Below are 11,308 nucleotides of genomic sequence, written 5' to 3'. Positions count from 1 at the left end.
GCAGATGCGCTACCAGGCTGCGCTATTCACCGTGTGTTTCTTTACTGTATGACTACATATTAAACCTGAACATTTTATCTGTCAACAAGAAAATTAAAAAAAATTCAATAAAATCAATCACTTACACTAAAACCATAAGACCTCCTCTCCAGCATAGATATGCAGAGATAAGTTGACTTCATTCCATCTGAATTTTTTAAGCATAAAAAAACCCCTGATGGAGAGCCATCAGGGGTTAGGTGTCTTTCCTGTGGCTAAAACCTAAGTTTTAGCCATGCGAAAGCTAAAACTTACACATAAGCTTGTTGCCACGGTTGCTGGATACCTACTTTAGAGGTAATAAATGTTTTAGCTTTCACAATAAAATCCTTAAAAATGTATGTTTACAATTAAAGCTTATAATTCTTGGTCTAGGAAAGTCAACAGAAAACTTAGGATTTCTTCATTTTTAACTGGAACGGGTTTACCTTGCCAGCAAATAATGATTTCTCATTAGCCATAACTCGGCGTTTATGAAGATAATCTTCCTTTGTAGAAATAAATGAAATTGGTGCTGGTGGGTTGTTGTTAGGATGAATCTCAAATTTACTAACGTTACTACTCTCTTTGAAGAGTTTTGGGTATAGCCCTGAGTTAAATGCTGATTCAATAAAATCATACATACATTTATTAACGACAGTGACATAAAGAACTCCAGTAAGATCACCAGACGGTTCTAAATTGATATAGTCATTTTTGAAAATCACCATAGCTTTACTGTTTTCGTTTAGAAACAGTGAATCACCTTCAATGTCTATATGCAGCTCATAACCAAGATCACGCATCTTCTTAAATAAAGATTGAAATCTATCGTAAAAGCAAATGTCATCAAATTTCTTATCATGAGATATGACTTTAGTGTAGTTTTCAGCAATTCCACTTAAAACATTATACATTGAGTAGGATGATGTAGCTTTTTGTAAGAGTGACTTTAGGTAATAACATGAATTTTTGCTGTACTTTTTTCGAGATAGCACTTTCTTAAGATATAGTCTAACTGTAGCTTCTTTTGAAACTTTCATTCTTTCAGGGGAGCAATGATAAGATAGCAATGCATTTATCGCTATATTTCCGATCTCTTCAAAAGTGCGCATATGGAACCCGTAGTCGTATGTCAAAACGGCGCAAATTTTACCACATTAATAGATTATGTCTAATGCATGTTCATTCAATTCAAAAGACCTTTAAAAAACAAAGACTAAGAATCAAGGAAGAATATCGATAGTTGTTCCGACAGGAACTGAATCAAACAAATCCTTAATATCGCTGTTATGTAAAGCTATGCAACCATTTGTCCAGTCTTCGCTCATTAATTCATCGTGAATAAAGCTAGGAGCTTTGTTGGGTAAGCCATGAATAACAATATTACCACCTGGATTAACGCCTAGCCTTTTTGCTTCTTTAATATCCAACTTAGATGGGTAGTTTATTGCCAAATTAAGATAAAATTTACTCTGACTGTTCTTACTGACAATTTGATATTTACCCTCTGGTGTTTTATTATCTCCTTGTTTTACTTTGTCTCCGACAGGATTCTTTCCAAGAGCGATCTTGTACTCTTTAGCAATTTTATTGTTTTTCAGTAGTAGTAATACTCTTTCTGACTTAATTACTAGGATTTTGTCTTTGGTTTGAGTGTGCGGATAGGCAGGGAAGCTAACAGAAGAAATTAATAAAAATAACATACAAATTCTAAACATGAGTGTACCTATGAAAAATAAAATAAAATTTTGTCATTTTGAAGATTGCGCCTCACCAGAGGAACGGAAACTAAGCCCAAAGTTAGTATTTATTGAACAAATAACAAGTTTGCCATTTATTGTGCTTTATATATTTGTAGCAATTGCATTTTTAAATGGATTTAGAAGTGATGAAGATATAGCAATTAGCGCAAAATCTCAACAAGTAGTTGCTCAACAAGTAGTTGTGAATCCATTTAATAGTTCTGAATCTGGAGTCTCATTCAAGCCGCATAGTATGGTAATAGGTAAAACACAGCTTGGCTTACCTCCTGCAATTCAATTATCAAATGAGAAGATTCAACTAGAAAGCAAGGTTTTTAACATAACTGAAATCACCCAAGAGCAAATTGAATTACCTAATAGCGCCAGTTATACCATTCAGACAAAGGAGGGTCAGGTTTTCCCTATCAGGATTTTTGAAAACAAAATGTTGGTTGTGGGTCTGGGTGAGATGGCTTTGCTTTACAATATTGAAATGTAATTATTAACTGAAATAAAAAAAAGACATGGGCTTCCCCATGTCTTTTTGTTCGCTTAAATCTACAAATTAGCGAAGAATGCCTTTAGCTCGTACTTCTTTAAGCCACTCTGGGTATTCATTGTGCATCAAGTCATACATACGTTCAGCACTCATACTTTTTGGATCTTTTACAGCAAAGAATCCAGCATTATCTACCACGCGACCTTCCATTTCATCAAGTTTAACTAAGAACTCAAACTTCGTGTTAGGAACTTCTTTTTCTTTAGCGCCAAGGAAACGACCGATTACTCCAGGTTTTTTCACAACTTTGGCATCTACCTGATTAGGATCGTAGTCATCTTGTCCAATGCCAATGAACTGCCAGAAGATTGGCTTGCCTGAAGCTGCTTTTAGTACTTCCTCAGTTTCAGATTTGCTGAAGGTATCTCCATCAGTTACGAAGATGACATAGACAGGTTTATCATAACCAATGCGGTCATAGTGACTTACAATTAGATTAATTGCCTTATGGTAATAGGTTGAACCGAAATCTGGCATGTCTCGCTGAACACCTTCACAGTACTCTACATAGTTGTCGGCGTTAATGGATTCAATGTACTTTGCATCAGAACCAAAGCCAAAGACCTCAATATCACCATCATCATCCATAACGATGCCTTGAGCCAATGATCGTTGTGTTAACTCACTGACAGTACCGTTCTTAATTAGCCAATACATACTGCCTGAGAAGTCCATGCACAAAGCAACTCGGGCAGCGTCCTTGTCCAGATTAATACCCTTCTTCTCTAACGAGATTGCGGTTTTCTTAACCAGGTCGATTATTACTGGATCTTTCTTTAGGTTTAGTGTTTGGATTTTTTGATTTAACTTATCGCTCATTTTCTATTTACTCTTGATATTTATTGGCTTATTAAAAGAATGACCAATGCTACATCAAAAGCATATAGTATGAAAGATAAAAATTGATAATTTATCAATTGATTATGATCATCAGTGGTTTACGGGATAGATTTCATGTATAATTTACCAAAAATGGAGATTTCAATGATTCTAGATAGAAAATTACGGCTCGAAGTCCCATATGGGGAGCGTGAAGAAGCAAAAAGACTAGGTGCTTTACCTTACTCAAGTAATGGTGCGTTTGTTTGTTGGTACGTACCAAAAGGCATTGATGTTACCGTTTTCAAGAAATGGTGGACACCTAAGTTTCAGCATATGCTGAACAAGCAGAGCAATAAGCCATCGAGCTTGTCAGTATATTTGGGTGTAATCAAAAACCTCATGGAAGAAACCTTCACTGAAGGCTCATGGCTTACTGCTGAAATTTCAAATATTACTGGTAGCTCACATGTGTACCTAGAGCTTTCTGATTATGATTCGAATGGCTCTGAATTGGCGAAAGCTAGAGGTATGATTTGGAGCAAGAGAAAAGATATTATTAGCAAATTTGAGCGTTCAACAGGCATGAAGCTGGCTCATAATATGAAGGTTCTTATCTGTGTAAAACCTGAGTTCAGTGAGAAGTACGGCTTAAGTCTGAACATCATTGATATCAACCCATCATTTACTATCGGTGAGATGGAAGCAAAGCTAAATGCAATTAGAGATAGATTAAGATCTGAGGGAATATTTCTTAACAACAAGAGAATGAAGGCACCAGATAACTTTTTCAGAGTTGCTGTTCTATCTCCAGATATGGCTGCTGGCTTGGGTGACTTTCAGACGCAATCATCACTTTTGGATAGTTTAGGTCTATGTAAATTCAGTTATTATTCTGCAACTTTCCAAGGGAATAACTCCATAAACACGATCACTTCAGCAGTGAGTAAGATAAATGCTGATCATGAAAGAAATCCATTCGATGCGGTATGCGTGATTCGTGGTGGTGGTGATAAGGCAGGATTGTATGCTTTAAATGAGTATGAAATAGCTAAATCGTTGTTATGCCTTAACGCACCGATATTCTGCGGTATTGGGCATGAAAGAGACAATACAATTATAGATGAAATTTCACATACCAGATGCGCCACACCTTCAATGGTAGTAAATATGATTAGAGATATAATTATTTCATCATCAGAGAAGGATGCTCGAAATTTTGAACGAATCATAAGTTTGTCTGAAAAAAGCGTTTTACTTGCAAAGAGCGCGTTGGACGGTAAGGTTTCAAGAATTATTGATAATAGTGCAGTCGTGATTGAGAGGGCAAGAAACACCCTAGATCAAAAAATCACATCAATATCATCGATCTCGAAAGATACTCTTGTTTCAGCGGATAACATTCGAAAAGAAAAGCTAATGATGATCATGATGAATAATCCTATTGCTATCTTAAATAAGGGATACTCATTACTGAATCAGGATGAGACGCTTGTTACTAGCGTGAATGACCTAAAAGAAGGGGAAGCTAAACTTAGTTTGTCTGATGGTATCGTGCGAGTGGGTATTAACCAAATTGAAAAAGTTCGTGAATTCCCTAGAATCGAATTAAGCAAGCAAGATTAAATATTGAACGGGATGTAATATTCTGTTTTACTAATGTAAGGAATAAGTAAATGTCAGGTTTAGAACAAACAAATTACTCAAAGCTATCGAATCGATTAGATGAAATTCATAAAGAATTTGAAAAGAATATGACTAATCCAGATGTGGATATCGTTGCTCCATTATTATCTGAGACATTAGACATTGATAAAACGTTAAGAGAAAGAATAAACCAAGTAGAACAACTAAGAAAACAACTATTGGAGAATAATAATAATGAAACTTAAACACATGATGATAGCTGGCATTGTGCTTATGACAGCTTCAACAAGCTCATTTGCTGACCCAAAATATAAAGAGCTAACGGGACTCTCAAACCGAGTGTTTTTATCAAGTGCAGCGTTATCTATTTCAGACTTTGAAGTTAGAACAAATGGTGACTACGAAAACATTTCAGTATATGAAAAGATGTATAGTGATTCATCAGGTATGCTAAATTATCATGATGGGGTCGGGGAGTTAGGCACTGTAAAGGGGTTAATTTTAACTTATGAGTTCCAAGGTAGGGCTTACGTTTACTACAACGGTAAATTTGCATATAGTGCTGAAATAACAGAATCACTAAAAAAAGAGATTAAGCAAAATAATCTAGGCACACAACTTTATGCAATTAGTAACTACCAGGGAGTGGTTATTGAATGATAACACTTATAGCTTGTGTGTCTAAAAATTTAGCCATTGGAAAAGGGAATGATTTGCTGTTCTCATTCAGTGAAGATATGGAGTTTTTCAAGACCAACACCATGCGCAAGCCCGTCATCATGGGGGCAAGGACTGCTCGTTCTTTGCCCAACTCAGCACCTCTTAAAAATAGACAAAATTTTGTTCTTTGTAGTGAAAAAGATGAGGGCTTTTTTTCGGAAAAAGGGTTTGTAACAGTTTGCGGAATAGCTTCAATTCCAGACGCAATAACAAAGGTTTATAGAGATAATAATTTCAAAGAATTACTTGTTATTGGCGGAGGTATGATATATAAAGAATCGATTTCAATAGCAAATCGGTTGCTGGTTACTGTTGTTGATGAGGTTGTTGATGATGCTGATACCTTCTTTCCGATTATTGATGCCGAAAAGTGGGTTCTAAATTGGTCAACGTCAGGAAAAAATGAAAAACTAACTTTTTCTGAGTATTTGAAAAAGTAAAAAATCTTAAATCATTAATAAATAAATTCATGAAAAGCATTTTGAATAAAATAGAGCTTACTGTTTTGTCAGAGGTTCGAAATAGTTACGGGTATCTCACCAATAATGTTGCGCAGCTTATGCAAAATGGAACTGGTGAAGTGGTTTGCGAAGTGGAATTTTTGTGCTTTGAATTAGAGAAATTGCTAGTAGAAGGGAATCCTCTATCAGTTATGTCTAGGTCAGCATCAGCAGATAGCGAGTTTTCCACAGCTTTCTCATGGCTTTCTAAGCATAATACTTACGATTACAGAACAAACAAGCTGGATCTGGAATTTCATGATTCTGTAAAATCTCATTTAGAAAATTCAAATAAAGAAATAAAAAGAAATGTAATATTTATTAAGGAATTAAAAGTAAAACCAAGGTTCTTGGGTAAAGGTTTTGGTGAATACTTGCTGAAATTCTTCCCTGAGCACTACGGAAAACACTTTGGTTTAATGGTGCTTCAAGCTTGTCCATTACAGCTATGCTCTCACCTAAGTTCTTCGTACCAATATCGCACATTAGGAATGAATCCTGAAAAAAGCAGAGAAAAGCTTTTGCAATGGTATTCTTCAAAAGGACTCATCCAAATTGAAGAAGATCATATGGATTGGATGTTTTGTACAACAGAAGATCTTAATAAAATAGACGCTAATATCGGTAATGTAGTAACAATAGACAAGCGGAATGTCTATGAGTTAAAGACGAAGAAGAAAGAAGCCAATCGGATTTCATCGCTTGCGATGTAAAAAAAGACTGCTATGCAGTCTTTTTTATTAATGATAATAAATCAGAAGGGGATGTCGTCTTTATAGTCATTACCAGGCTGGTTTTTAGGAGCATTTTCTCTTACTTCAAATCCTAAACCTCTTAGGAAATCATGACCTTCTGAAATGAACAAAGTTTTCCAATCACCATGATTACGTTTGTAATCAGAAATCTTATCATATTGAGCTTGCCTATACTCTTCTGGAGTATTCTTAGCTTCCTTCATCATTTGCCTGATCGCAATAGCTTCTTTATCGCTGTAAAGCTTAGCGTTTATCAGGGTGCATTTGGTTGGTTGACCTTCAGCGTTGGTGTTTTTAATAGATAGTGTGCCTAGCTCTATATTGAAGCTACGCCCATCCTCTTTTTCATAGATAAAAGATCTTGCTGCTTCTTCTTCAGTTTGAACAACATCGCCCTTTCTATTTACAAGGCATCCTTGTTCATTCCTCTTTGGAGCTAGCTTATAATCACCATTCTCGTTTGTTGCACGAGCTGATGTGCTAATTGATAGCCATTGATCATTTCCACCAGCTTTTAGATTTAAAAATGCTTTCTGTGGAGGTAGATTTCTACTGTTTAGTGTTTCGTAAATTGTAATCGGATATCCAGAGTCAGTCTCATTGTACTTTGGATGTACATTGATACGAACACTTCTCACATTTGATTGCGTAGTGCTTAGCTTAGCTATGATTGTGTTTCTTGAGCTTGCCATGATTTTTTGCCTTTATTATTGTTTAATTGATTATATTTTATCATTTTATGTATACTGAGCACAAGAATGCATATAAGAAATTTTATATCAGGGGGTTGCAGAAAATATTTATCTCGTTATAATGCTCTAAAGCATCAGAAAATCAAAGAAAATATATAATATGGACAATAAGTTAAGGCTAGTTAGCTGCACGTCTTTAGTAGGCTCAGGTAATGCCAGCACCAATGAACTAGGCAATTTTTTATCATTATTAAGTGATAGTGAAAAAGCTCAACTTTTTAATGACCTGTTAGTTGAATCTTCTGATTTGATTAAAAACTTACTTATTCAATCTAAAGGTGTACCGAAATCTTTAAGAGGTGAGTCTGTAGAACTTCTTAGTATGATTAGTGAAATCCAAAAGAATGAAGAAAAACATGAACCAATTAAATTACAATTAGTTAATGCAGTAGGTAATTAATGTCTCAGAATACGGTAATATTAGGTAGAGTTGGAAAGCACCCTGAAATAAAACAAGGAAAAAATGGATACTTTATAAAGGTTCCGCTTTGCGTTAATGACTTCATTAATGGCAGATCTGTAGATCAGTGGTATCAGTGCAATATTTATTCCCCTAATAAAAACAGTCTAGAAAATGTAATAAATGAAGGGCTTATTGGGATAGGCGCTATTGTTATGTTATCTGGAAAGCATTACTTAATAAACACAAATAGATTTGTTGGTCTTGGTTTCTCTTGCAATCAAGCTGATATGAAAGTTGTACTAGGCGCTAAATATATTAATGAATCAAAAGCACTAGGCAATTCAACGGCGCAACAGCAAAGATACCAGTCTCCACAATCAGACTATCAAGAGTCTCAACAACATAACCCGTTGAGAGATGGGGAAAATATGTTCGAATATAAAGACGAACTACCTTACTAACCCCCATAAATTTAAAATGAATAACGAATAAATATTTATTAATTAATTAATTAAAGAAATTGGTGGATTTAATGAAAGCTTTAGCAATACAAAGTGGTGAAGTAAAAGATTTTCTAATAAACGAGAACAATATGTCTACAAATCGCACAGTAGACTCTATTTTAAATGCATTGTACCTGAGCAAGTGTGATTCAGCGTCACTTATTGAATCAAAAATTCAGGATAAAGCCAGAGAAAACTTAAATCTTCTTTGGGAGCAGTATTCCGAAAGAGAAAACGTTACACGTAGCACTTTTTGTAAAAGCATTGGTTGGACTACAACTTCAAATTTCTCAGCTTATTTGAAAGGTACACTCCCACTTGGTGACAGCGTAATTGATAAGATCGCTTCTGGACTGGATGTTGAGCCTCAAATGATTAAGTATGATTTTAATCATGCTGAATTCAAAAGCTTCTTAAAGGAAAAGCGCTCAAGCGAATGTGGATTAAGCTCAGAAAAAATGAAAAATGTAGCTAAAAACATTAAAATGCGATGGCACGAATACCAAGACATGACAGGTATGACTCAACAAGAATTCTGTCAGTCAAAGCTTGGACTCAAAACACAAGCGGGTTTCTCGCAGATCATTAATGGTAAAGCTCCTGTAAATAATGAATTACTAATTAAGCTTGCTACAGCTTTCTCTTGTACTGTTACAGAACTTTCTCCTGATGCAGAGATTGATAGTGAAGTTATGGCAACTTCAGATAAGGTGGAAAGTGATGCAGTACTGCTAATTAAAGATATGATGGGCGTGTTACAATGTAACGGCATTGAAGTATCTTCAGATATGCAAAAAAGAATAGAGTTGGTTATTAACTCCTAGAATTGGAAATTTATTTATGCCATTATATTACTCAAATTAATAATAAACGGGTAATTCAATGAATAAATTTCTCAAAACGACTATAGCTTTAGCTATTGGCGTTATCTCATCTTCAGCATTCGCAAGCGAATGCAATTACAAAGTCATTCGTGGACTTGAGTTCGAAGCAGGGAACGTCTCTGCCGAACTCAAGTTCAATAATAGAATGAATAATCTTCCCCAAGATTCTTACTCATACCTGTATGAAAGATATCAAGAGACACCTCTCACTGAATCAGACGTTTATGGTCGTGATTTAAAAATCGACACAACCCGCTTCATTTCAAAAACAGATGAAGACCCTAATGAGCCTGGTAAGCTTCGACACTATCGTGTTTATTCTGGCGTTCTGGATAATTGTAAATCGATTGAAGTCGTTATTCCTGAATTCGGAAATTTTGCATCAGTATTTGATAAGAATAATGATGATAGGGATGGCGTTTTTCCATTTAGACAAATGCAATCGCAACTACAGCTAATCCATAATTCAGATCTGAGAACTGCTGAAGAACATGTGGGTAAGGCGATTTATGTCTTAGGGCGAGGGGCTGACAAAACAAATACTTCGGTATATGGAACAAATAGTTCTGATACGATTCGAATACCACATAACCAACCGTTGAAAGTTGAGAAAATTGATTACTCGTTAAATACGGGGTATGGATTAGATGAATCACAATTTAGTTTTGTGGTTAGACTTAATGATGGTGAAAGGGTAAATGTACCTTTTGATATCAACAGAATTGTATACAAAGATCCATTGAAGTCTCCTTTAGTTCATAAGGCTCATCACTCTAGTATTAAGTCTAGCGAAATTAATTATGGTATGAACAAGGTTGAGGTGTTTCTTTCTCTAGGTGCTCCCGAAAGAGTAGAATACAACTATCAATTTGACCGCACTGAAGACTCTAAATCTACAAGATTTAATCCTTACAAGTTATTTGACCCATCTGCGAAATACGATCTTTCTCAACCAATAGGTGGAACATCTACCTGGTATTATGAGGGAAGAGAGCTGGTTTTTAATGATAAGGGCGTGTTGGAAGAGCGGCTACAAAACAACTTTAAGTTAAAAAACTATAAGTTTGGCGAAAAAAACGCAAAAAATAAAGTTTTGTAAGTTATTGAATAAAGAGGGTTTTTTAGCTCTCTTTATTTTTTTGCCAAAAAAAACATAAAAAATATGAAATTAAGTGTTGACCCGAAAAAACTTTTAGGTTTATTATTAACTCATCGGAAGGCAAGAGCCTAACACTTAAACCACTTTTTAACTCACAGGTAATGTTATGTTTATTATCATCGCGAAAAATACGATTGAAACAAACACAGACAATATGTTTGCCTGTGAGAAGAACACAGCTAAGAAATTTGACTGTAAAAGTAATATTTAAACCTTCAGGATAATTGTATCTTTGAGGGTTGCCTCAAAGATTTCAAGATTTTCTTGTATAGAGTCAGCGAGGCAATAGCTAAGCTGACTTTTTTGTATCTAAAAAACCATTTATCAGGATTTTATTATGTTTACCACGACATTTACGACAGTAAAAATTGAGAAGTGCAATGCGATGTTTAACGCAATTGCGGCTGATATTTGCTGTGCGGAAAAAATGAATGTGGATAATAAGATCGAAATTACAACTTGATTTGCCTCATACTTAACAATGTTTGAGGCGGAAGTCTCAAACTACACGTAAGCTATGAATAGCCCAGTGAGACTTCCTAAGGTTTCACTGGGCTTTTTTGTTCTTTAACAACTTGGAATGTAAAAATTCGAATTGAGATTGAGAATATATATATTTGTAATCTTGATTCGGATTAGGTCGCTAAATCAACTATTTCAGATAAATTTATTGGAATAATTTGATTTGTAACCAAGGCGACCTTAAATTATTTTTAGGAATAAAAATAATTTATAAGGCAATTGGTTTTTAGTTGCCTTATAAATTATGGGTGATTAGCTCATCTGGTTAGAGCGGTTGGCTGTTAACCAACAGGTGCCAGGTTCGACTCCTGGATCACCCGCC

The 11,308-nt window shown here is 35.2% G+C and carries 15 protein-coding genes and 1 tRNA gene; 12 read left to right on the top strand and 4 right to left on the bottom strand.

Going from position 1 to position 11,308, the window contains the following annotated elements; translation table 11 throughout:
• Positions 1-431: 431 nt before the first annotated feature.
• Together R7P80_RS02915 and R7P80_RS02910 are read right to left on the bottom strand one after the other, a co-directional pair.
• Positions 432-1,133 carry a hypothetical protein gene (locus R7P80_RS02915; RefSeq protein ID WP_020331444.1) on the bottom strand — a complete coding sequence of 234 codons (702 nt, stop codon included), beginning with the start codon at positions 1,131-1,133 and terminating at the stop codon, positions 432-434.
• Between the two features lie 111 nt (positions 1,134-1,244).
• Entirely contained in the window at positions 1,245-1,739 is a 495-nt protein-coding gene (locus tag R7P80_RS02910; RefSeq protein ID WP_038129197.1) for a L,D-transpeptidase family protein, read from the bottom strand.
• A 10-nt stretch (positions 1,740-1,749) separates the two neighbouring features.
• Between R7P80_RS02910 and R7P80_RS02905 the strand changes: the two genes are divergently transcribed.
• Complete coding sequence (locus tag R7P80_RS02905; protein ID WP_318096660.1) at positions 1,750-2,262, top strand: hypothetical protein; 513 nt, start codon at positions 1,750-1,752, stop codon at positions 2,260-2,262.
• 66 nt (positions 2,263-2,328) lie between these two features.
• Here the strand turns inward: R7P80_RS02905 and R7P80_RS02900 are convergent, their stop codons facing one another.
• Positions 2,329-3,141, bottom strand: a complete 813-nt coding sequence (locus R7P80_RS02900) for a VWA domain-containing protein (protein ID WP_229623768.1) — start codon at positions 3,139-3,141, stop codon at positions 2,329-2,331.
• Positions 3,142-3,276: 135 nt separating this feature from the next.
• On the opposite strand from R7P80_RS02900, the gene xseA reads away from it, so the two are divergent.
• The 5 genes from xseA to R7P80_RS02875 are packed head-to-tail and all read left to right on the top strand — an operon-like array spanning position 3,277 to position 6,721.
• Positions 3,277-4,767, top strand: a complete 1,491-nt coding sequence (xseA, locus tag R7P80_RS02895; protein ID WP_080650721.1) for an exodeoxyribonuclease VII large subunit — start codon at positions 3,277-3,279, stop codon at positions 4,765-4,767.
• Between the two features lie 50 nt (positions 4,768-4,817).
• The gene (locus tag R7P80_RS02890) at positions 4,818-5,033 is read left to right on the top strand and encodes a hypothetical protein (RefSeq protein WP_038129191.1); all 216 of its coding nucleotides are present in this window, start codon (positions 4,818-4,820) and stop codon (positions 5,031-5,033) included.
• Complete coding sequence (locus tag R7P80_RS02885; protein ID WP_038129189.1) at positions 5,023-5,448, top strand: hypothetical protein; 426 nt, start codon at positions 5,023-5,025, stop codon at positions 5,446-5,448. Before R7P80_RS02890 ends, R7P80_RS02885 begins: the two co-directional genes overlap by 11 nt.
• Positions 5,445-5,948: a dihydrofolate reductase gene (locus R7P80_RS02880; protein ID WP_229623769.1), complete on the top strand. Its 504-nt coding sequence runs from the start codon at positions 5,445-5,447 to the stop codon at positions 5,946-5,948. Before R7P80_RS02885 ends, R7P80_RS02880 begins: the two co-directional genes overlap by 4 nt.
• 41 nt (positions 5,949-5,989) lie before the next feature.
• Positions 5,990-6,721, top strand: coding sequence for a hypothetical protein (locus tag R7P80_RS02875; RefSeq protein WP_229623770.1), 732 nt, complete (start codon positions 5,990-5,992; stop codon positions 6,719-6,721).
• 41 nt (positions 6,722-6,762) lie between these two features.
• Here R7P80_RS02875 and R7P80_RS02870 read toward each other — a convergent pair whose 3' ends face one another.
• Positions 6,763-7,455, bottom strand: a complete 693-nt coding sequence (locus R7P80_RS02870) for a hypothetical protein (RefSeq protein ID WP_020331438.1) — start codon at positions 7,453-7,455, stop codon at positions 6,763-6,765.
• 160 nt (positions 7,456-7,615) lie between these two features.
• Between R7P80_RS02870 and R7P80_RS02865 the strand changes: the two genes are divergently transcribed.
• From R7P80_RS02865 to R7P80_RS02840, 6 genes are all read left to right on the top strand, one after another.
• Positions 7,616-7,915: a hypothetical protein gene (locus R7P80_RS02865; protein ID WP_038129184.1), complete on the top strand. Its 300-nt coding sequence runs from the start codon at positions 7,616-7,618 to the stop codon at positions 7,913-7,915.
• Complete coding sequence (locus R7P80_RS02860; RefSeq protein ID WP_045595215.1) at positions 7,915-8,379, top strand: hypothetical protein; 465 nt, start codon at positions 7,915-7,917, stop codon at positions 8,377-8,379. The genes R7P80_RS02865 and R7P80_RS02860 overlap by 1 nt, the downstream gene beginning before the upstream one ends.
• Before the next feature lie 71 nt (positions 8,380-8,450).
• The gene (locus tag R7P80_RS02855; RefSeq protein ID WP_020331437.1) at positions 8,451-9,245 is read left to right on the top strand and encodes a helix-turn-helix domain-containing protein; all 795 of its coding nucleotides are present in this window, start codon (positions 8,451-8,453) and stop codon (positions 9,243-9,245) included.
• Between the two features lie 58 nt (positions 9,246-9,303).
• Positions 9,304-10,404, top strand: coding sequence for a hypothetical protein (locus R7P80_RS02850; protein WP_020331436.1), 1,101 nt, complete (start codon positions 9,304-9,306; stop codon positions 10,402-10,404).
• Between the two features lie 397 nt (positions 10,405-10,801).
• Positions 10,802-10,927, top strand: a complete 126-nt coding sequence (locus R7P80_RS02845; RefSeq protein WP_020331432.1) for a hypothetical protein — start codon at positions 10,802-10,804, stop codon at positions 10,925-10,927.
• A gap of 305 nt (positions 10,928-11,232) precedes the next feature.
• Positions 11,233-11,306, top strand: a tRNA-Asn gene (locus R7P80_RS02840).
• Positions 11,307-11,308: the final 2 nt, after the last annotated feature.

Origin of the sequence: Vibrio sp. 2092, assembly GCF_033339635.1 — a bacterium.
GTDB classification, from domain to species: domain Bacteria; phylum Pseudomonadota; class Gammaproteobacteria; order Enterobacterales; family Vibrionaceae; genus Vibrio; species Vibrio alginolyticus.
This window is presented reverse-complemented; position numbering and strand designations above follow the sequence as displayed.